Annotated in this window: 20 protein-coding genes; 18 read left to right on the forward strand and 2 right to left on the reverse strand. The window is 69.0% G+C overall.

The annotated features are described in order from the left end of the window. Positions 1–178: 178 nt before the first annotated feature. The 4 genes from CFREN_RS01205 to CFREN_RS01220 all read left to right on the forward strand — a co-directional run bounded on the left by CFREN_RS01205 (position 179) and on the right by CFREN_RS01220 (position 3,902). Positions 179–1,327, forward strand: coding sequence for a sensor histidine kinase (locus tag CFREN_RS01205; protein ID WP_083291328.1), 1,149 nt, complete (start codon positions 179–181; stop codon positions 1,325–1,327). Continuing rightward, positions 1,324–2,028, forward strand: a complete 705-nt coding sequence (locus tag CFREN_RS01210; RefSeq protein WP_425514145.1) for a response regulator transcription factor — start codon at positions 1,324–1,326, stop codon at positions 2,026–2,028. The genes CFREN_RS01205 and CFREN_RS01210 overlap by 4 nt, the downstream gene beginning before the upstream one ends. Before the next feature lie 66 nt (positions 2,029–2,094). Beyond that, a complete protein-coding gene (locus CFREN_RS01215) occupies positions 2,095–3,420 on the forward strand; it encodes an AAA family ATPase (protein ID WP_070520899.1) in 1,326 nt (441 codons plus the stop codon). 50 nt (positions 3,421–3,470) lie between these two features. Then, on the forward strand, positions 3,471–3,902 hold the full coding sequence (locus tag CFREN_RS01220; protein ID WP_141742997.1) for a hypothetical protein: 432 nt from the start codon (positions 3,471–3,473) through the stop codon (positions 3,900–3,902). A 38-nt stretch (positions 3,903–3,940) separates the two neighbouring features. Here the strand turns inward: CFREN_RS01220 and CFREN_RS01225 are convergent, their stop codons facing one another. Continuing rightward, a complete protein-coding gene (locus tag CFREN_RS01225) occupies positions 3,941–4,885 on the reverse strand; it encodes a DUF3109 family protein (protein ID WP_209654272.1) in 945 nt (314 codons plus the stop codon). Between the two features lie 34 nt (positions 4,886–4,919). Between CFREN_RS01225 and CFREN_RS01230 the strand changes: the two genes are divergently transcribed. The 6 genes from CFREN_RS01230 (at position 4,920) to CFREN_RS01255 (ending at position 10,322) form a co-directional block, all read left to right on the forward strand. Next, the gene (locus CFREN_RS01230; protein WP_168161373.1) at positions 4,920–5,858 is read left to right on the forward strand and encodes a Ppx/GppA family phosphatase; all 939 of its coding nucleotides are present in this window, start codon (positions 4,920–4,922) and stop codon (positions 5,856–5,858) included. 1 nt (position 5,859) lies between these two features. Further along, positions 5,860–7,407, forward strand: a complete 1,548-nt coding sequence (locus CFREN_RS01235; protein WP_070520892.1) for an Rv0497 family membrane protein — start codon at positions 5,860–5,862, stop codon at positions 7,405–7,407. A gap of 80 nt (positions 7,408–7,487) precedes the next feature. Continuing rightward, complete coding sequence (gene proC, locus CFREN_RS01240) at positions 7,488–8,309, forward strand: pyrroline-5-carboxylate reductase (protein ID WP_070520888.1); 822 nt, start codon at positions 7,488–7,490, stop codon at positions 8,307–8,309. 316 nt (positions 8,310–8,625) lie between these two features. Continuing rightward, positions 8,626–8,817: a helix-turn-helix domain-containing protein gene (locus tag CFREN_RS01245; RefSeq protein ID WP_035120050.1), complete on the forward strand. Its 192-nt coding sequence runs from the start codon at positions 8,626–8,628 to the stop codon at positions 8,815–8,817. Between the two features lie 213 nt (positions 8,818–9,030). Then, positions 9,031–9,132, forward strand: coding sequence for a 30S ribosomal protein bS22 (locus CFREN_RS01250; RefSeq protein WP_003855542.1), 102 nt, complete (start codon positions 9,031–9,033; stop codon positions 9,130–9,132). A gap of 137 nt (positions 9,133–9,269) precedes the next feature. Continuing rightward, positions 9,270–10,322: a 1-acyl-sn-glycerol-3-phosphate acyltransferase gene (locus CFREN_RS01255; RefSeq protein ID WP_209654270.1), complete on the forward strand. Its 1,053-nt coding sequence runs from the start codon at positions 9,270–9,272 to the stop codon at positions 10,320–10,322. Here the strand turns inward: CFREN_RS01255 and CFREN_RS01260 are convergent. Next, positions 10,316–11,401 carry an HAD family hydrolase gene (locus CFREN_RS01260; RefSeq protein WP_425321491.1) on the reverse strand — a complete coding sequence of 362 codons (1,086 nt, stop codon included), beginning with the start codon at positions 11,399–11,401 and terminating at the stop codon, positions 10,316–10,318. The two genes, CFREN_RS01255 and CFREN_RS01260, sit on opposite strands and share 7 nt — an antisense overlap. A gap of 181 nt (positions 11,402–11,582) precedes the next feature. On the opposite strand from CFREN_RS01260, the gene CFREN_RS01265 reads away from it, so the two are divergent. The 8 genes from CFREN_RS01265 (at position 11,583) to CFREN_RS01300 (ending at position 21,212) form a co-directional block, all read left to right on the forward strand. Beyond that, positions 11,583–11,819: a glutaredoxin family protein gene (locus CFREN_RS01265; protein WP_070520880.1), complete on the forward strand. Its 237-nt coding sequence runs from the start codon at positions 11,583–11,585 to the stop codon at positions 11,817–11,819. A gap of 339 nt (positions 11,820–12,158) precedes the next feature. Continuing rightward, complete coding sequence (locus CFREN_RS01270) at positions 12,159–13,574, forward strand: glutamyl-tRNA reductase (RefSeq protein ID WP_209654268.1); 1,416 nt, start codon at positions 12,159–12,161, stop codon at positions 13,572–13,574. Between the two features lie 61 nt (positions 13,575–13,635). Then, positions 13,636–14,541, forward strand: coding sequence for a hydroxymethylbilane synthase (gene hemC / locus CFREN_RS01275; protein WP_070521011.1), 906 nt, complete (start codon positions 13,636–13,638; stop codon positions 14,539–14,541). A 77-nt stretch (positions 14,542–14,618) separates the two neighbouring features. After that, positions 14,619–16,370: a bifunctional uroporphyrinogen-III C-methyltransferase/uroporphyrinogen-III synthase gene (locus CFREN_RS01280; RefSeq protein WP_083291324.1), complete on the forward strand. Its 1,752-nt coding sequence runs from the start codon at positions 14,619–14,621 to the stop codon at positions 16,368–16,370. A gap of 70 nt (positions 16,371–16,440) precedes the next feature. Beyond that, complete coding sequence (gene hemB / locus CFREN_RS01285) at positions 16,441–17,469, forward strand: porphobilinogen synthase (RefSeq protein ID WP_070520874.1); 1,029 nt, start codon at positions 16,441–16,443, stop codon at positions 17,467–17,469. Next, a complete protein-coding gene (locus CFREN_RS01290) occupies positions 17,466–18,062 on the forward strand; it encodes a hypothetical protein (protein WP_070520871.1) in 597 nt (198 codons plus the stop codon). Before hemB ends, CFREN_RS01290 begins: the two co-directional genes overlap by 4 nt. Beyond that, positions 18,052–18,438 (forward strand): hypothetical protein, encoded by a 387-nt coding sequence (locus CFREN_RS01295; protein WP_070520868.1) that lies wholly within the window; start codon positions 18,052–18,054, stop codon positions 18,436–18,438. The genes CFREN_RS01290 and CFREN_RS01295 overlap by 11 nt, the downstream gene beginning before the upstream one ends. Next, positions 18,435–21,212, forward strand: coding sequence for a heavy metal translocating P-type ATPase (locus CFREN_RS01300; protein ID WP_083291323.1), 2,778 nt, complete (start codon positions 18,435–18,437; stop codon positions 21,210–21,212). The genes CFREN_RS01295 and CFREN_RS01300 overlap by 4 nt, the downstream gene beginning before the upstream one ends. Positions 21,213–21,231: the final 19 nt, after the last annotated feature.

Below are 21,231 nucleotides of genomic sequence, written 5' to 3' on the forward strand. Positions count from 1 at the left end.
TATGAGGGCCGCGTCCGCTTCGGCGGGCGCGGCCCTTGTCGTCGGCGTCCATTCAACCGCCGTGCGGCATTTCCGGTGTGGCGAACGAGGTTTCGCGTGTGCCCCGGGGTGGGGGATGGCGCGCGCGGCGGGTCCGGGTCGCCGGGCGCGGGGGTCGGGGAGGCGATAGGGTGGTTTCGTGACCTCCACCATTTTCGCTGCGTTAGTGGGTGCGGCCGTGATGGCCGCGGTTCTCATCGGCGGCGGCGCCGTCACCGGAGTGGTCAAGGCGGTGACGAAGAAGCGGTCGGGGGCGGAGGAACGCGTCACCACCATCGCCCAGGTTCTGCATCTGGCCATCCAGGGCGCCCCGACGGGCATCGTGGTCGTCGACATTTCCCGCGACGTCCTCCTGTCGAACCCGCAGGCGCACCAGCTCGGGCTCATGCACGAGCGCGTGCTCCACGACCTCGGCTGGGAGGCGGCGCTGCGGGTGTTCGACACGCAGGAGGAGCAGGAGCTCAACCTGGTCATTCCGGCGCGCCGGGCGGGTGCGCCCGACAAGTCGGTGCGCTGCCTGGTCAGCCCGTTGACCATGGCGGACGACCGGTTCGTGGTGCTCTACGCCACCGACGAGTCGGAGTTGGTGCGCATGGAGGCCGCGCGCCGAGACTTCGTGGCCAACGTCTCGCACGAGCTGAAGACCCCGGTCGGCGCGATGAGCCTGCTGGTGGAGGCGCTGGCGGAGGCGAAGGACGACCCGGAAGCCGTCGAGCATTTCAGCGAGAGCCTGACGCGCGAAGCGAAGCGCCTGTCCACGATGATCACCGAGCTGATTTCGCTGTCGAAGTTGCAGGGCGCGGAGGCGTTGCCCGACATGGAGCCGCTGAAGGTGTCGGAGATCGTCGACGCCGCCGTGTACCGCACCAAGATCCTGGCGGACCAGGCGGGCATTTCGGTGAGCACCGACTGCGAGGAGGGGCTGATGGTCATGGGCGACCGTTCGCTGCTCATCACGGCGGTGGCCAACTTGATCACCAACGCCGTCAACTACTCGCCGGAGCAGACGCCCGTCAGCGTGTCGGTGAAGATGACGGACGGCGACACCGTCGCCATCCGCGTCACCGACCGCGGCATCGGCATCTCACTTGCGGACCAGGAACGTATTTTTGAGCGATTTTTCCGCGTCGACAAGGCGCGTTCCCGCTCTACCGGCGGCACTGGCCTCGGTTTGGCGATCGTCAAACACGTCGTCGCCAACCACAAGGGGGCCATTAAGATTTGGAGCAGGCCCGGCACCGGCTCGACCTTCACCCTCGAACTGCCGGCCCTGAAGAAGGAAGGATGATCCCACCCGTGACCTCCGTTCTCATCGTCGAAGACGAGGCCGCCCTCGCCGAACCGTTGGCGTTCCTCCTGAAGAAGGAGGGCTTCGAGGTCCGCATCGCGGGCGACGGCCCGACCGCGTTGGCCGAGTTCGAGGCGCATGATCCCGACATCGTCCTGTTGGACCTGATGTTGCCGGGCATGAGCGGCACCGAGGTGTGCAAGAACCTCCGGTTGCGGTCGAATGTTCCGGTCATCATGGTCACGGCCCGCGACAGCGAGATCGACAAGGTCGTGGGCCTGGAGATCGGCGCGGACGATTACGTGACCAAGCCGTACAGTTCCCGCGAGCTCATCGCCCGTATCCGCGCGGTGCTGCGCCGTGGCGGGGAGCAGGAGTTCGAGGGCGACGAGCTGGAGGAGGACGTCCTGCGGGGCGGCCGGGTGGTCATGGACGTCGAGCGTCACGTCGTCACGGTCGACGACGAGGCGGTGTCCATGCCGCTGAAGGAGTTCGACCTGCTGGAGTACCTGCTGCGCAACAGTGGCCGGGTGCTCACCCGCGGGCAGCTCATCGACCGGGTGTGGGGCGCCGATTACGTCGGCGACACGAAGACCCTGGACGTGCACATCAAGCGTCTGCGTTCGAAGATCGAGGTCAATCCGTCGCGTCCGCGGCACCTGGTCACGGTGCGCGGGTTGGGCTACAAGTTCGAAGAGTAGCCGGGTGGGCCGGGGGTAATCTGCGGCGGGCCACCGAGATTAGCTAAGTGTGAATAGGATTTGGACATGGCAGCTTCACCGATACTCACGGAACTGCGACTCACTTCGTTCAAGTCGTTTCGAGACGCGCGACTGGCGATTCCTCCTTTGCTGCTCATTACGGGGCGGAATAGTTCGGGAAAGTCGAACGTGTTCGACGCGGTGTCCGTACTGGCCCGGATCGCCGGTGGAGGGCCGCTAGCCAAGGTCCTGGATGACTCGACGAGTCCGGATGGAGCGATCCGGGGTGGTAGCCGAGGGTGTGCCCCGCATGGTACGGACTCCTTTTCCCTCGGGTGCGATGTTTCTATGGGAGCGACGGTCTATTCGTGGGACATTGAAGTCGAAGTCGGCGATCGTTTGGCTGTCGTGGACGAACGACTTGAATCCATGACCTCCGGTAAGACGAAGAGCCTGATTGGGCCGCCTCGGGTGTTGCACGACGATGATTCTCCTGGCATTGGGCGCGCGGTGGCGAATGGCAAGAAGGGGACTAATCCCGTCATTGATTTTTGGCGGGATAGAGCCGTTCTCGGACAAGTCGAAGCCGTACCCGATGCGGACGATGACGTCCGCGCCGGCGTCGCAGCAGTTCGTTCAACGCTGGGGTCGATGTACCAGCTGGACCCGATTCCGACTCGTATGAGAGCCTTCGTGCCGCGAACTGATTACAAGCTCCGACGACACGCAGACAACTTTTCCGCGACTCTTCACCGTTTGCAGGATCGGCAACCCGAGGCGTTTGGGCATGTCCAAGATCTCGTAGAACGCATCGTGGATGAACGTGTCCGGGGGCTCGACTTCAGTGACACCTCGCTGGGAGACGTCATGGTGGGCCTTCGGGAAGCACTTGGCCCGTTTGAGGCGGGTGCAGAGCAGTTCACCCCGGCCCGCGAGATGAGCGACGGACTCTTGCGTGTTCTCGGTGTTGCGCTTGTGCTGCTTGCAGACGCGGAACTCCTTGAAGTAGGCGTACCCGGGAAGAGAAATTCAGCTGTTCCCGCAGTTTTTGTCGAGGAGATTGAAAATGGGTTGCACCCATCGCAAGCCAGCTTGTTGTTAGACCTGCTGGTCGACGCGGTGGATTCATCTTCGCGACAGGTTGTGGCGACGACACATAGTCCTGCGTTGCTCGATGCAGCTGAAGGTTCGCTGAACGAGAGCATCCTGGTTTGTTACCGCGATTCGCAAACTGGCCTCAGCTGCCTGGTTCCGATGGTGGACTTGCCGCAATATCCTGAGGACATGGCCCGGGGCAGCATCGGTGACAACGTAACCGCCGGACGTTTGACTGGCCCGTTTCGGTCGGAACAGAATATTCATTCCTTCGATGATATTTTCGGGATTGCCTGATGTCGGCTATGCCGCGGGTGGTGTTCGTTGACACGTCAGTGTTGACGTGCTTGTTGGATGTTCCCGGCAAGAATCAGGACCGAGAATCGGTGATCCCCCAGTTCAAGACGTACAAAAAAGCCATGGTGACGATGATTCTCCCGGTTACCGCCGTGGTGGAGACGGGCAATCATATCGCGCAACTGTCGGACGGCCATCAGAGGAGGGAAGCCGCGCAGCGTTTCGATAAGACTCTCGCAAAGGTCGAAAGTGGTGAGTCACCCTGGATCCCCAATGAACTAACATGGGATCCAACGATGATCCGACGATTGCGGAATACTACCGCTAGCGGTGATGACCTCGTGGAGAGGTTGGCCCAGAAGGTTGGCGCCGGGGACTGCATGATCTTGGCTGAGCGAGCAGAGTACTCGGAGCGGTCGCAGATTCCGCTCTCGAATATTGCAGTATGGACGCTTGATGCCGAATTATCCGCGCGCGCCTGAATGGATTTCGATCGATGTAGCCCGGCCCGGGCGCCGAATCACACTTCGTCGGCAAGCAAACCTTCGGCGGCCGCGCGGGTCGCGGGATGGATGGCCAGCAGCGGGTACCCGGAGGGGCCGAACGCCCCGGCGAGTCCGGCGGCCTCGCGCGTGCGGCAATGGTCGGCGAGGATCTCGTAGCAGGCACGGCCGATGAGTTCGACGAGTTCGGATTCGTGCGTTTTCCAGATGGCGTCGGCGTGGTCGTGGGCTTCGGGGGCGCCGGTGCAGTACCAGTCGAAGTCTTCGCCGCCGTTGCCCCAGCCGCGGCGGTCGTACTCCGTGATGGTGGTGCGGAGGATTTCGTGGCCGTCGGGGCGCTCTTCGTAGGCCTCGAGGCGACGTAGGGGGAGTTGCCAGCACACGTCGGGCTTGGCTTTGACGTGGTCGACGTCGTGGGCGACGGCCCACTGGTGGAGGGCGCAGCCCGCGCCGCCGGGCCAGCCCGCGCGGTTGGCGAAGATGCAGGCGCCGTCGATCACCGGGGTTTTCAGCGCCGGTTCGGGGTTGCCGTCCTCGTCGTCGAGTTCGTCCCATTCGAGCCACGGTTCCAGGGGCTCGTCCACGCCGGAGTCGATGTCGCGGAACCAGGCGGTGACGGACTGCGGGCGGTTTTGCCACCATCCGCTTTCCGACGGCCCGTCCCCGGCGTCGGCTTCCATCGCCCGGACCGTGGCGGTCAGGCGGTCGCGGTCCTCTTCGTCGCAGAGGAAGGCGCCGTGGCCGCAGCAGCCCACGTCCGTGTTGGCGGAGTCGATTCCGCGGCACGCGTCGGTGCCGAACACGCAGGAATACGTGGACAGGAGCCAGGTCAGATCGCAGGTGATGACGTGGTCGGGGTCCTCCGGGTTGGTGAACTCGAACCATTCGCGGGGGAAATCGGGGGCGACTTCCGCCGGGGATGGTGCGGTTCCCCGTCCGGGGCGGGGGTGGAGCTGATTCACACCGGAACACGGTAGACCGTCTAACCTGAGACACGTGCGATTAGGTGTATTGGACGTTGGCAGCAATACCGTTCATTTGGTGATGGTCGACGCCCGCCGCGGCGGGCACCCCACCCCGATGAGCGATACGAAGTCGACGATGAAGCTGGTCGAGTACCTCGACGACGACAATGATTTGTCGAAGAAGGGCATCGACAAGCTCACGGGTTACGTCGCCGAGGCCAAGGGCCTGGTCGAGCAGATGCGGTGCGAAGAGATGATCAGCTTCGCCACGTCGGCGGTTCGCGACGCCAACAATTCCGACGACGTGCTCGATCACGTGGAGAAGGAGACCGGCATTCGCCTGGAGATCCTCTCCGGCGAGGACGAGGCGCGGTTGACCTTCCTGGCGGTGCGCCGCTGGTACGGCTGGTCGGCCGGGCGGATCGTCAATCTGGACATCGGCGGTGGTTCGCTGGAGCTGACGTCCGGCACCGACGAGGATCCGGAGGCGGCGTATTCGTTGCTGCTGGGCGCCGGCCGCCTGACTCACGAGTGGTTCGACACTGATCCGCCGTCGCGCAAGAAGATCGATCTGCTGCGCGATTACATCGACGCCGAGCTCGTGGAGCCGGCCCGTCATCTGCGCACCCTGGGTGAGCCTGATCTGGCGGTGGCCACGTCGAAGACGTTCCGCACCCTGGCGCGCCTGACCGGTGCCGCGCCGAGCTCGGCGGGTCCGCGCGTCAAGCGCACCCTGACCGCTCCCGGTCTGCGCCAGCTGATCGCGTTCATCTCCCGCATGACGGCCGCCGACCGTGCAGAGTTGGAGGGCGTGAGCTCGAATCGCTCCCACCAGATCGTCGCGGGTGCCCTCGTGGCGGAGGCGAGTATGCGAGCATTGGGGATCGAGCAGGTGGAGATTTGCCCGTGGGCGCTGCGCGAAGGCGTGATTTTGCGTCGCCTCGACGGCAATCTGTACGGAAAGGGATGAGATGAGCGACGAGAAGCTCACCGTTGCCGAGCTGCTGGCGCGCCGTGACAAGGAGCGCGGCGGCTCCGCCGAGCCCGCGGAGCGCCCGCGTCGTCGGCGCCGCAGCCTGGAGGAAGGTGGCATTTCCGTCGCCGAACTGACGGGTTCGATCCCGCGCGTCAAGGCCGATGGTCCCCGCCGCGGAGCCCACGCCGCCGTCGAGGACGACGAGCAGATCGAGGATCGGGTCGAGGACCAGGTCACCGGGACCGCCGATTCGACTGAGGTCACCGAGACCGGCGAGGTCGGCGAGGCCCCGGAGTCCACTGGGGCCGCCGAGGTTGCCGAGGCTGCCGAGGTTCCGGACGAAGACGATTCCGCCGAGGCCGAGTCGGTCGAGGCCGAGTCCGTCGAGGAAGCGGTCGAAGAGCCCGCGGCCGAGACGCCGGAGGAACCGGTCGCCGAAGAGCCGGTGGAGGAGCCGGCCGCCGATGAGCCTGGGGAGGAGCCGGCCGCAGACGAGGAATCGGTGGCCGAGCCCGTCGCCGAGCAGCCCGTCGACGTCGAGGAACCGCGCGAGCCGCGCGAGCCGTTCTCCATCCCATCCGCCGTTCCCGTCGATCCGCGCCCGGTGATGGCCAACGACGAGACCGGCGAGATCACCTTCACGTTCACCAAGTTCCACGACGCCCGGACGGGCAGCGAGCCCGTCGCCGAAGCCGGTCCGATGGCCCGCGAGGTCCTCGAGGGCTCCATGGCCTACGACGATCGCCCGACGAACGTCATCCCGGTCGTGGAAGATGACGAAGCCGAGGCGGAGGTCGCGGTCGACGACGCCGCTTCGGCCCGGGAATGGGATGCGGCCGGCGACCGCGCCTTCGACGGTTCCGCCATCGCCGACGGCACGTTCACCGGCGGTTCCGCCGCAATGGTCGATCACGTCGACGACGTGCCCGCCGCCTACCGCGAACACGACGCGGAGTACGGCGCGGAATACGAGGATGACTACGGCTCGGACCACGACTCCGGATACGTGGCCGACTACGAAGACGATTACGACTCCGGATACGACGCCGACTACGACTCCGATTCCGACTACGACCATGTCGCGGAGTACGGCGAGGAGTACGACGCCGAGCCGGAAATCGAGGACCAGCGTCGCCGCGGCTTCGTCGACTTCTCCGACCCGTCGGATGAGCCGGAATCCGTCGACCCGCAAGCCTCCGCCGCCTCCGCGACGGCCGCGGCCCCCGCGGTGAAGGAGTCCGGTGCCCCGAAGTCGACGAAGGACCGCGAGGACTACGTCGAGGACAATTCGCTGTCCATCGGCCTACTCATCGCCCAGACGATCGTCGGCCTGCTGTTCGGCGGCCTGATCTTCGCGCTGTTCCTGATGCTCTGGATGGCCCTGCCGAAGGCCGTCGTCGCGGTCATCGCCGTGGCCTTCTCCTTCGGCCTGGTCATCGGCGTCAACCTCATCCGCCGCGAGCGAGACCGGCTGACCCCGGTGCTCGCCGGCATCGTCGGCCTGGTCGTCTCCTTCGCGCCGTACGTGCTCACCATGGTCTGATCCGCGAGCGAGCGCCGACACCCCGGCAGCGCCCCTTCTTGGTTAGCCAAGGAGGGGCGCTTTTGGCACACTGGCCGACCATGACACGAATTGCTGTTATCGGCGGAGGAAAGATCGGCGGCGCCCTCATCGGCGGCCTCATCGACGGTGGCGTGGACCCCAAGTCCATCTACCTGGTGCAGCGGTCGCCCGAGCGCCGCAAGGAGCTGCGCGACCAGTACGGCATCGTCGACGCCGACGACGCCGAGCAGGCGGTGGACGGCGCGGACGTGGTGTTCCTGTGCGTGAAGCCCCACGGCATCGTCCCGTTGCTCGACGAGATCTCCGGCGTCATCGACGAGGGCGAGGGCGACACCATCGTCGCGTCCATGGCCGCCGGCATCACCCTGGAGGAGCTCGAGTCGGTCTGCGCCGTCGGCACCCCCGTCCTGCGCGTCATGCCCAACACCCCGATGCTGGTCGGCCGCGGCGTCAACGCCATCGCCCCCGGCCGCTTCGCCAACGACGACCACGTCGCCCAGGTCGAGGCGCTGCTGGAGAAGGTCGGCCACGTCGAGGTCGTCGAGGAAAAGCAGATGGACGCCGTCACCGCGGTGTCCGGCTCTGGCCCGGCGTACTTCTTCCAGTTCGTCGAAGCGATGGTCGACGCCGGCGTCACCCTGGGCCTCAAGCGCGACCAGGCCCAGCGTCTGGCCACCGCCACCGCCGCCGGCGCCGCCGAAATGATGATGGCCGAGGGCGCCGACCCCGTGTCCCTGCGCGCCGACGTGTCCTCCCCGGGCGGCACCACCGCCGCCGCGACGAGCACGTTCGAAGAGGAGGGACTGCGCCGCGCGGTCATTCGGGCCATGCGCGCGTGCCGCGACAAGTCGGCCGCCATGGGGCGCCCGGCCGGTAAGTAGTCGGGCCGGCTCGTCGTAAAGCAAAGGCGGGTAGGAAATGTGCGGCGGAACCCGGATGCGCCGCCCCCGCCCGGGTGGCGTCTTCCGGCCCGCGCCACTTCGCTTCCGGGAGAGGGTTTCCGCAGATGACGGGCGCACGGGCGGCGAGCGCGACACCGGGGACGCACCAGCAACAAACGTAACGGTTGCCCCATTCGCGCCCTTGTATCGCAATGGCACCATCGATAACGGTAAGGTCTAAGAAGCAACCGCGTGTTCACAGTCTCTGCAGGAGGGGAAGCCTGCAGCGCGCGGAATGCGCTGAAGGGAAAACGATATGACGAATGCCGAGAACGGGACGTTTCTGACGGTGGCCGAGGTCGCCGAGATCATGCGGGTGTCGAAGATGACCGTCTACCGCCTGGTCCACGCCGGCGAGCTGCCGGCGGTGCGCGTCGGCCGTTCCTTCCGCGTTCACGAGAGCGCGGTCAAGACGTACCTGGACTCGTCCTTCTACGACGCCGGGTAAGTCCCCCCCCCCGACGGGTCGTTCGCCGCGTTTCGCGCACGGTGGCGGGTGAGGGGCGTTTGACCCCGGCACCCGGCTCCCCGCTATGATTGACCCGATTGGCGCCCGACGCGCCCCATGATTCGCCCTCCGTCCGACTGCGGAGCCGGTGCCGGGGCGTCGCGTCGGTCGCGATAAGCCAGCAAGAAGTCAACGAATAGCGAGGTCGAGCCGATGGGTTCCGTCATCAAGAAGCGCCGCAAGCGCATGTCGAAGAAGAAGCACCGCAAGATGCTCCGACGCACCCGAGTGCAGCGCCGGAAGCTCGGCAAGTAGGCCACGCGGCGGCATCGCCCGCCCCGAGGGCCCACGGCGCCCGTTCCACGTCAGGTGGGGCGGGCGTTTCGTCGTTTTCGCGTGGCGACGCCCCGCCGCGCCGGTGAGCGCCGGTTCCGCCCGGTATCGTCGTGGGCATGATTTCGGAACCCGACCTCGAGTTCGTCGAGGAGACGTGGTTCCCCGCCCTCGCCCCGCTGCACGACCATTGGTTTCGCGTGGAATTGCATGGCGGGGACCGCATCCCCGCCGACGGGCCGACGATGATCGTCGCCAACCATTCCGGCAACCTGCCGGTCGACGCGATCATGACGCAGCTGTCGCTGCACCGCGAGTCGGGCCGGTTGCTGCGGTTGTTGGCCGGCGACGTGGCGTTTTCGCTGCCGGTGGTGTCCGACCTGGCCACGAAGGTCGGCGCGGTGCGGGCCGACAGGGACGCGGCGGCGGCGTTGCTGGAGGCCGGCGAGATGGTCGGCGTGTTCCCGGAGGGCTACCGCGGCCTGGGCAAGCCGTACACGCAGCGGTACCAGCTGCAGGCGTTCGGTCGCGGCGGGTTCGCGGCCACGGCCCTGCGCCACGGGGCGACGATCGTCCCGGTGTCCATCGTCGGTGCGGAGGAGATCTACCCGCAGCTCGGTGCGGTGTTCCGCGGTTCGGCGTTGTTGGGCGCCGAGGGAATGAAAACGTCGAACATCGGGCACGCGGAGGGCGCCGCCCCCGTCGACGAGGCGCTGGAGTCGCTGGTGTGGGGCATCGCCGACGTGCTGGCGGAAGGTGCGACGACGCCGCTGAAGGACCTGCCCGCCTGGGCGCTGGGGCCGGAGGGGGCGGCGGAGCGCAAGGCGCTCATCGAGTTGGTGCGCGACGTCGTGTTGTCCATCGCCCGAGGGCTGGGCATTCCGTACATTCCCACGACGCCGTTTTTCCCGTGGTTGGGCGTCGTCGGTGCGGTGCCGTTGCCGTCGAAGTGGCGCATCGACGTCCTCGATCCCATCAACCCGCGGGAGTGGGCGGAGGGCTACCGCGGCGGACTGATGGAGGCCCCCGAGCCGGGGGCGGGCGGTGATTCCGCACCGATTCGGCTTCACGACGACCCGGTGTCGGTCCTGGGATTGGCGGATGAGGTCAAGAGGCGCATCCAGGCCCGGCTGCTGCGCACCCTGCGGGATCGCACGAGCGCGTTTTACTGAGGGGCCCTTCGGCGGCCGCGTTCCCTCAGCTCGTTCCACGCCAGGTAGCCTCCGGCGGCGCACGCCCCGATGCCGGAGGCGACGATGGCCCAGCGGGCGGTCCGGAACATCGTGCGGCGCATCGTGCGGTATTCGCGCACGGCCCACCCGCGTTCTTCGGCGATGCGGCGAAGCCGTCGGTCGGGGTTGACGGCGACGGCGGAGCCGACCATCGACAACATGGGCACGTCGTTGGCGGAGTCGGAGTACGCCGCGCACCGCGACAGGTCCAGCCCCGAGGAGGCGGCCAGCGCGGCGACGGCGTGCTTTTTGCCCGGACCGTGGAGGATGTCGCCGACCAGTCGGCCGGTGAACTTGCCGTCCTCCACTTCGGCCACCGTGCCGAGCGCACCGGTCAGACCCAGGCGTTTGGCGATGACCTGCGCGAGCTGCACCGGCGCGGCCGTCACCAGCCACACCTCCTGCCCGGCCTGCAGATGCAGGTCCGCCAACTCGCGGGTGCCCGCGTAGACGCGGTCGCCGATGATCTCGTCGAAGATCTCCTCCGCCATCGCCACGGTCTCGGCGACGTCGTGGCCCTTGATGAAGGCCAGCGCCTGCTCGCGGGCGTCGGCGATGTCGTCGGCGTCTTCCGAGCCGGACACCCGGAACTTCACCTGCTTCCACAGCATCCCGCCGAGCTCCCGGAAGTCGAAAAAACCCCGGCGGGCCAGGCCCGCGCCGAACAGAAAGATGGACGCACCCTGGACGAGGGTGTTGTCCACGTCGAAGAACGCGGCGGTGCCGACGTCCTGCGGAATGTCCGGGTGGGGCTCCGACAGCCGTTCGGACCCGCCGGCCGCATCGACGGCGCCGTGGACGGACCGGTAGCCGACCAGCAGCTCGTCGGAGTCGATGCCGTAGACGTCGCCCATCGCGGCCAGTGCCGCGGCCTCGCCGGCTGCGCGCTGCGACTCCCCGTCGAGCGGGCGCAGGGCCACGGTCTCCAGGAAATTGCGCACCGTTCCGTGCGAGGGCAGCAGTTCCGACAAAATGTCGCCCGGCAACAGGGACGGCCGGTCGGATCCGGGAGTGGACACTGGGTTTCCTAAACTTCTCGCGGGAGCTGCCGACGATCGGCGGCCGGTGGGCCGCACGCCGGTGGGTTCATCGTATGCTTTCCCCGGTTTTTCCGTGTCGGGAAGGGGCGTCGCGCGCCGGGTGCCGCGGCCGCCCGAAACCGGCCGACTGCCCGCACCTGCGACGAAAGGGGGCGACGACATGCCCGTCGTCACGCTCATGACCCGCGCGACCTGTGGTTCCTGTGCCCGCGTGGAAGCCCAGATCCGGCCCATCGCGCAGCGTTTCGGCGCGACCGTGGAGGTCGTCGACGTCGATGCGGGAGACGGGGCCGACGCCGTCGAGTTCGGGGATCGGGTGCCGGTGGTGCTCGTCGACGGCGAGGAGATCGCCTGCTGGGAGATCGACGACGAGGATCTGATCGACGCCCTGAGCTGACGCGGCGGGGCGGGGAATGGGCGCCCCCGATGAGCTACATCGGGCAATGATGGGGGATGCGCGCGTTTGTGGAATACCCCCGGAACGGTCTACCGTTGATGAAAATGAGCCCACGGCGGTGGCGGGCGCACAACGCCTGTCATCACCCTAGGGCATGGTGGATCTGGCATCCGCACCGGGGTCGGCGTCATGCGCCGTCACCCCGGTTCGCGCCGTTTTCACCTCGATCAGGATCCGCGTGGCGACGGCGTCGCAAACCGTACGGCCGGGCGGAAATCGAGATCCGGCCGCCGAATCGACACGCCGGATGGAGGAGGAACGGATAGCGGTGGTTATGCCGTGAGTGTGCTGCTCGTCGGGATGTCGCACCGGTCCGCGCCAGTGTCCATGCTGGAGCGCGTGTCCGTGGCCGACACGGATCAGCCGAAGACCCTCGCCCGGCTCCTCGAGGAGGACGCCGTGTCCGAGGCGATGCTGGTATCCACCTGCAACCGCGTCGAATACTACGTCGCCGCCCGCGGATTCCACGCCGGCCTGTCGGCGGTCATCCGCGAAATCGTCGACCGCTCCGGCCTCGACGTCGACGATCTGACGCCCCACCTCTACGTCCGCTACGCCGAAGGCGCCGCGGAGCACATGCTGTCCGTCGCCTCCGGGCTGGACTCCATGGTCATCGGCGAGCAGCAGATCATCGGCCAGATCCGCGCCGCCTACCAGAGCGCCGACGAGCACGGGGCGGTCGGCCGCACCCTCCACGACCTCGCCCAGCGTTCCCTCCACACCGGCAAGCGCGTCCACTCGGAGACCGACATCGACGAGGCCGGCGCCTCGATGGTGTCCGTCGCCGTCGACGAGGCCATCCGCGCCATCAACCCCGATTACCGTCCGGGCGACGCCGACGGTCTGGCCGGGAACAACGCGCTGATCCTCGGCGCCGGCGCCATGAGTTCGCTGGCCGCCACCCACCTGGGCCGCGCCGGCGTTTCGCACATCACCGTCGCCAACCGCACGCTCGATCGCGCGCAGAACCTGGCCGACCACTCCATCGAGGCGGGTGTCCCGGCCCGCGCCATCGCGCTGGAGGACTACCGCGACGTCCTCGACGACGTCGACATCCTCGTCACCGCCACCGGCGCGATGAGCCCCGTCGTCCTCATCGACCACGTCCGCGACGCCGGCCCGCTGGCCATCGCCGACCTGTCGATGCCGCGCGACGTCGAAGACGGCGTCGGCGAACTGCAGGGCATCGCGCTGTTCGACATCGAGCACCTGCAGATGACGTCGACCCGCGAACTCGGCCGCGACGACGAAATCGCCGCCCGGGCGATCGTCGACGAGGAGCTGAAGAGCTACCTGCAGGCGCAGCGCGCACTGGAGGCCGCGCCGACGGTCAAGGCGCTGCGCGAAAAGGCCGCCGAGGTCGTCTCCGCCGAACTGCTCCGGCTGGAGGCGAAGACCCCCGGACTCACCGAGCGCGAGCGCGAGGAGGTCGGACGAACCGTGCGGCGGGTCGTCGACAAGCTCCTGCACGTGCCCACCGTCCAGGTGAAGAAGCTGTCCGGGGAACCCGGCGGCACGTCCTACGCACAGGCCCTGCAACGCCTGTTCGACCTTCCGCTGTCCACGCCCCAGTCGCTGTACGCCGACACCGACATCCCCGCCGACCTCATGGTCGGCGACCGCATGGGCCGCATGCGCGGCACCGCGGACATCGAGGGCATCATGCGATCCACAACCGGAGGAAACCGTGGCTGACACCAACACCGACACCCAGCGCACCGACGCCAACGCCGGAGTCGCCGGGGACGACCGGCCCGTGATCCGCATCGGCACCCGCGGCTCCGAACTGGCCACCACCCAGGCCGGCCACGTGCGCGACGCGCTGATCCGCATGGGCCACGAGGCCGAGCTGGTCATCGTCAAGACCGCCGGCGACGCCAACCGCCACGACCCGGTGGAGAAGATCGGCATCGGCGTGTTCACCCAGGCCCTGCGCCACGCGCTGCGCGAAGACGTCTGCGACGTCGCCGTCCACTCCTTCAAGGACCTGCCCACCGCGCCGGAAGACGACCTGATCATCGCCGCCGTGCCGCAGCGCGTCGACCCGCGCGAGGTGCTCATCTCCCGCGGCAACCTGCCGCTGGCCGAGCTGCCGCAGGGCGCCAAGGTCGGCACTTCCGCCCCGCGCCGCGTCTCCCAGCTGCGATCCGTGCGCCCCGACCTGGACATCCGCCCGCTGCGCGGCAACATCGAAACCCGCATGGGACGCGTCGACGACGACCTCGACGCCGTCGTGCTGGCCCGCGCTGGCCTGGACCGCACCGGCCGCCTCGACCGCGCCGCCGAATCCCTCGCCGTCGACGTGCTCATGCCGGCCCCCGCCCAGGGCGCCCTCGCCGTCGAGTGCCGCGCCGCCGACAAGCGCCTGGCGCTCATCCTCGGTCGCCTCGACGACGCCGAATCGCACGCCCGCGCCCGCGCCGAACGCACCATCCTCTCCGAGCTGCAGGCCGGCTGCACCGCGCCGGTCGCCGCGCACTCCGAGATCACCGACGACGGCCGTCTGGAGCTGACCGCCGGCGTGTTCGCCCTCGACGGGTCCCGCCGCCTGGTCGAATCCGGCGTCGGCGCCCCGGAAGACGCCGAGGAGATCGGCCGCGCCGTCGCCGCCCGACTGCTGGAGCAGGGCGCCCACGACGTCATGGGAGACACCCTCCGCTGACGCCCGGGGCCCGCCGGCCCTCCGTTTCAGACAAACCCGCCCCCCGAACCACCGAGAAGAAGAGCAACGCCACCACGATGAGCACCCCCCGCACGACGCCCGCCGGACGAATCCTGTTCGTCGGCGCGGGCCCGGGCAACCCGGACCTGCTGACGCTGCGCGCCCGCGAAGTCCTCGCCGGCACTTCCGTAGCCTTCGTCGACCCCGACGTTATGCCGGGCGTACGCGAACTCGTCGCCGCCGATCTCCCGGTGCCGGAGGACGTCCTTCGCGAGGCGGAGGAGGCCTACGAGCGCCTGTGCGCCGACGCGAAGGCCTCGGGATCGCGCCGCAAGCCGCCGCGCCCCGCCCCGCCGACCGCCGCGGACATCCGCGAGCCCATCGAGGACCCCACCGAAATGAGCCGCGCCCTCGTCGCCGAGGCCCGCCGCGGCCACGACGTCGTCCGCCTCGTCGCCGGCAACCCGTTGACCAGCGACGCCGTGCTCGCCGAGATCAACGCCGTGTCGCGCAACAACATCGAGTTCCAGATCGTGCCCGGCATGTCCGTGCCGTCGACGGTCCCGGCCTTCGCCGGCATCGCCCTGGGCTCGACGTACACCGAAACCGATCTCGGGCGCGCCGACGTCGACTGGGACGAGCTCGCCGCCGCCCCGCAGCCGCTGGTGCTGCAGGCCGTCGAGGACGACCTGTCGGCCATCGCCGGGGAACTGTCCGCCCGGGGCCTGCCGGACTCGCTGCCGGCCTCGGTGACCGTCCACGGCACCACCCGCCTGCAGCGCACCTACGACGTCACGCTGGGCACCCTCGCCCAGTTGTCGGGCGACCTGTCCGGCCCGCTGGTGGTCACCCTGGGCAAGGGCGTCGACAAGCGTTCGAAGTACAGCTGGTGGGAAAACCGCGCGCTGTACGGCTGGAACGTGCTGGTGCCGCGCGCGAAGGGCCAGGCCGGCCCGATGCGCACCCGCCTGGCCGCCCATGGCGCCATTCCGATCGAGGTGCCGACCATCTCCATCGAGCCGCCGCGCAGCCCCGCCCAGATGGAGCGCGCGGTCAAGGGCCTGGTCGACGGGCGCTACCAGTGGGTGGTGTTCACGTCGGTCAACGCCGTCAACGCGGTGTGGGACAAGTTCACCGAGTTCGGCCTGGACGCGCGGTCGTTCGCCGGCGTGCGCATCGCCGCGGTCGGCCACAAGACGGCGGCCGCGATCCGCGAGCTGGGCATCACGCCCGAGCTGCTGCCCGACCCGACCCGCCAGAACGCGGCCGGCGTCGTCGAGGTGTTCCCCGAGTTCATCGAGGGCATGGACCCGGTCAACCGGGTGCTGCTGCCGCGCGCCGACATCGGCACCGACGTGCTGGTCGACGGGCTCATCGATTTGGGCTGGGAGGTCGACGACGTCACCGCCTACCGCACGGTGCGCGCCGCCCCGCCGAGCGCGGAGATCCGCAGCATGATCAAGACCGGCGGTTTCGACGCCGTGTGCTTCACCTCCGGGTCGACGGTGAAGAACCTGGTGGGCATCGCGGGCAAGCCGCATGCGCGCACCATCATCGCGTGCATCGGCCCGATGGCGGCGGCCACCGCCCGCGAGTACGGGCTGCGCGTCGACGTCATGCCGGAGCGGGCGGGCATCACCGATCTGGTGGACGCCCTGGCCGAGCACGTCGCCACGCTGCGTGCCGCCGGCCAGCTGCCGCCGCCGCGGAAGAAGCGCCGCAAGCGGAGCACGGAGGCCAAGGCCCCGCAGGCTGCGCAGGCCCCGCAGGCTGCGGCCGAGTCGCGTGACGACGGCCCGGCGCAGACGGCGGAAACGGCCGCCGAGTAGGCGACGCCGGGGTCGGCCGCGGGCGGGACCCCGGTGCCCGTTTCCCGGCGGTCGGCCGTACCCTGGGGGCATGACGGAATCCGGTATCCCCTCAGCCAACGTTCCCGCCCCGATCCGCAGGCCGCGCCGCCTGCGCTCCACCCCGGTGATGCGGCGGATGACGGCGGAGACGTCGCTTGCGGTCGATGATCTGATCCTGCCCATGTTCGTCGCCGACGGCCTGGACGGGCCCCGCCCGATCTCCTCGCTGCCCGGCGTGGCGCAGCACACGGAGGATTCGCTGGTTCGCGCGGTCGAGGAGGCCGCGGAACTGGGCATCCCCAGCGTCGACCTGTTCGGCGTGCCGCTGGACTCGGACAAGGACGCCGAGGGCGCGTGTTCGTGGCGGGAGGACGGGGTGCTCAACCGGGCGCTGTCGCGCCTGCGCCGCGAGTTCGGCGACGACGTGCTGATCATGGCCGACACCTGCCTCGACGAGTTCACCGATCACGGCCACTGCGGCGTGCTGCGGGAGGACCGCTGGGGCCGCACCGTCGTCGACAACGACGCGACGCTGACCAACTACGCCCGCATGGCCGTCGCCCAGGCCGACGCCGGCGCCCACATCGTGTCGCCGTCCGGAATGATGGACGGCCAGATCGAGGTCATCCGCGCCGCGCTCGACGAGGCCGGTCACGCCGACGTCGCCATCATGGCGTACTCGGCGAAGTACGCCTCCGCTTTCTACGGCCCGTTCCGCGAGGCCGTCGGCAGCTCGCTGCAGGGCGATCGCCGCACCTACCAGCAGGATCCGGCGAACCGTCGCGAGAGCCTGCTGGAAGTCGAGCTCGACGTCGCCGAGGGCGCCGACTTCGTGATGGTCAAGCCCGCGATGGCGTACCTGGACATCGTGCGCGAGGTCGCCGACATGTCGCCGGTGCCCGTCGCCGCCTACCAGGTGTCCGGCGAATACGCGATGATCCACGCGGCCGCCGCCAACGGCTGGATCGACCTGGAGGCCGCGATGATGGAATCCGTCCTGGGCATTCACCGGGCCGGTGCCGAGCAGGTGCTCACCTACTTCGCCGTTGACATCGCCCGGAAGCTCCGGCAGCGATGAGCGAGCGTCCCGCACCGCCGGAGCAGATCGTCGGCGCCTGGCAGGCGTGGTTGGCCACGTGCGTGCTGCAGGTTGCGGCGGCGATGACCACGCTGGCCATCAATCTGCTCAACCCCGGCGCGCTGCTCGACGTCTCGGGTTTCGGAGGCGAGCCGGTCGGGGGTTCGTTCCCCGAGCTCAGCGCCGACGAGAAGATCATGGTGGCCCGCGGATCGGCGATCTTGACCATGCTCCTCACCGTGGTGTTCGCGGGCATATTCGCGTTTTTGACGTTCCGCATGCGCGCCGGCGCCAAGTGGGCCCGCCTCATCCTCGTGGCGGGTTCGGCGTATTTGATCGTGCGCATGCTCACCGTGCTCATGGGCGGCCCGGTCGGCCCGTGGCCGCTGGCCCCGGTTCCGCTTCAGCTCGCGGACGGCGCCCTGACCATCGCGTCGGCCACCGCCGCGGGCGCCGCCGTCGTGCTGGCCTCGGGGCGCAACGCCATGGAGTATTTTGGCGCCGGAGGAAGCGATTCCGGCGATGGTCCGGGATCGGCGTCGGGGAAGGGTCCCCGGCGTGGTCGTGGAAAGGAAGGCGGACATGGCCGCTGACGCAACCGTCGGTCGCCCCGCATGGCTGTTGACGTTGATCGGCGGGGCCATCGCGCAGGCCGTCGTGGCTTTGCTGGTGCTCACGGAGGATCGCTCCGGCGTGCGTGCCGACGTCTCCCGGGACATCGTCATCGTCGGCGTGTTGGGCATCGTCACGGCGATCGTCGTCGCGGTGCTCGCCCCCTCCGCCGGGGAGTCGAAGGTGGTCCGCCGGGTGCTGATGGGCGTCATCGCCCTGGTGGCGTTCGTCTCGCTCGCCGGCAGCATGGCCATGGCCGTGACGCCGTGGACGGCGGTTCCCGCCGGCGTGATGGTCATCGGCCTCGTCCTGCTGTACCGCGACCTCAAGGCCGGCAAAGGCGGCGCGGCGCAATGAGCCCGTCATCGCGGCCCCCGAATTGCACCGCCGCCCCGAGTGAACCCGGCGAGGGCGCCCCGGACCCCAAGGATGGGGCGACCCCGACGTCGGCGGGCCCCGCGGGTGCGGGCCATCGCGGGCGATCCGCGACGGCGGACGCATCGGTGCATGACGCCGAGCACGTCAAGGCGCGGGAACTGCGCGAGACCGACGAACGGGTCAACCGCGCCATCGATGAGGCGAAGGAGGCCGCCGCGTGGTTGCGGTCGTCGCGCCGCCATGACGACGACGAAAGCCTCCACCAGCGGCTGGCCCGCCGCACCGGCACGGGGCTGACGTCCTACGGTCTGGTCCTGGAGGGCCTGGAGTCGGCGCTGGCCGCAGACGAGGCGGAGAAGATCCTCGACGCTTTTCCCGACGTGACGGCCACCGTCGTCTACTCGCCGGGCCGCGCGTGGATCACCGCCCCCGACGACTTGCCCCCGGACACGCTCATCGCCGCGCTCGAGGAACACGGCATCGTCGCCTACCTGACCCGCAATTCGCTGCGCCGCCGGGCCACCCGGTTGGACGCGGCGCCCCGTCGCCGTCCGGCCGTGCCCGCCGCCGCACAGCAGATGGCCGAGGCGAGGATCCGTCGTCGTGAAGAAGCGCTGCTCGCGGAAGGCTCCAACGAGGTCCTGTTCACGGCCCGCGCCCTGGTGACGCGGACGAGGTTCATCGTGTCGCTGCTGCTGAGCATCCCGGTGCTCGTGCTGTCGCTGCACGTGCCGTGGCAATTCGACGGATGGCAGTGGTGGGCCGCCGCCCTGACCACCGTCGTGGCGCTGTGGGGCGGCTGGCCGTTCCACCGCGCGATGCTGGCGTCGATGCGCAGGAGAATGTCCGCGCTCGACGGGGCCAGTGCCGTGGCCATCCTCGCCGCGTGGGCCTGGTCCATCGGGGAGATCGTCTTCGGTGAGGCGGGCCGGATCGGCTTCACGACGTCGCCGACGTGGTTCGCCTTCAACTACGACCGCAATGCGCCCGCGGAGCTTTTCCTCGACGTCGCCTGCGGCGTGACCGTGCTGCTGTTGGCCGGTCGCTTGGCCACCAGATACAACCGCGTGCGCACCGGCGCCGCCATGAGCGTGTTGCGCATCCCCGCCGACCGTCAGGTCACCGTGGTGCGCAAGACGGGCAAGGCCGCCAAACCCGAGCATCGCCGCGTGCCGGTGGCGGAGCTCAACATCGGCGAGGACGTCGTCGTCCCGCCCGGGCAGATCATCCCCGTCGACGGCAGCGTCGTCGGCGGCGCCTCCCGGGTCGACTCCCGGGCCGTCGGGGGAGGGGCCGAGCCGACCGAGGTGAAGGTCAACTCCCGGGTGTGGGCCGGGTCGATGAACCTGGATCAGAAGCTCAAGGTCCGCGTGTCGCGCACCGGTTCCAAGACGCGTGCGGCCGCCATTCAACGGTGGATCCAGACCGCCATCCGCGAAGAGGACGTCGCCCACCAGACCGCAGTGCGCTCCGCGTCGGTGCTCGTGCCGTGGACGATGACGCTGGCGGTGTCGGCGTTCGGCATCTGGTGGCTCGTCTCCGGCGGCCCGGGCGGGGCCTTCGCCGTGGCGCTGGCCATCCTCATCGGCATCGCGCCGGTGGCCCTGGCCATGTCGACGTCGACGGCGCTGCGCATCGGCATTCTCTCCGCCGCCGAACGCGGCCTGCTCATCCGCAACGCCGACGCGTTCCGGTCGCTGGCCGTCGCGGACTCCGTGATGTTCAACCGCGTGGGCACCCTGACCGAGGGGGAGATGCACGTCCTGCAGGTGCAGGCGGCGCAGGGGGAGAACCCCGAACTGATCCTCCGCGTCGCCGGCGCCCTGATGATGGAATCCGACCACCCGGTCTCCGCCGCGATCGTGCGCGCATGCCGCGTCTCCCGGGACTCCGGAACCGGCGGCGGCGACGTCCCCCACTGGATCGAGGTCCACCACGTCGAAATCGACGCCGACGGAGCGTTCATCGGCCAGGCGGAATTGCCGGTGGCCAACTCCGACGGCGAGGTCGAAATGCGCTTCGTCGAGGCCAGCCTGTGGCGCCCCCGCGACATGTCGGCGCTGGACGAGCGCATGGCCGTCGCCGCGATGGGCGGCGGCACGCCCCTGGTGATCAGCTGGCGCGGCAAGATCCGCGGCGTCATCACCGTCGGCGAGGACATCAAACCCGATGCAGTCGAGGCCATCGACGAGCTGGAGGACATGGGCGTCGACACCATCATGATCACCCGCGACCCGTACCCGGTGGCCCGGCGCTTCGCCGACCGCCTGGGCATTTCGCGCGTCTACGCGGGCATCGTCCCCGGACGGAAGGCCGCGGCCGTGCGCGGCGTCCACGCCGGCGGGGAGACCGTGGTGATGGTCGGCGGTTCCGACGTCGCCGAATGCCTCCGCGTCGCCGACGTCGGCGTGCTCATGGAGGCCGACGCGGGCGTCGACGACCTCGAGATCGAGGAGTCGGACGTGGTGTCCCTGCGCTCGCGGGTCGGCTCCATCCCGGAGGCCATCTCCCTGGCGCGCGACGTCACCCGGACCATGTCCGGCAACATCACCTTCGCCTGGGGCTACAACATCGCAGTGCTGGTGTTGTCCGTCGCGGGCGTGCTGCACCCCCTCACCGCATCGGTGCTCATGGTGCTGGTCGGGCTGTGGATCGAATGGCGGTCGCGTCGCCTCAACCGCATCATGGGCCGCGGCGGCAAACGCCCGGCTCTGTCGCGCCGCATGGTCTCCCGCGCAATGGGCCGAAGCTGACGCCGGAGGCGACGCGGGA

The organism is Corynebacterium freneyi (genome assembly GCF_030408835.1).
GTDB lineage: Bacteria > Actinomycetota > Actinomycetes > Mycobacteriales > Mycobacteriaceae > Corynebacterium > Corynebacterium freneyi.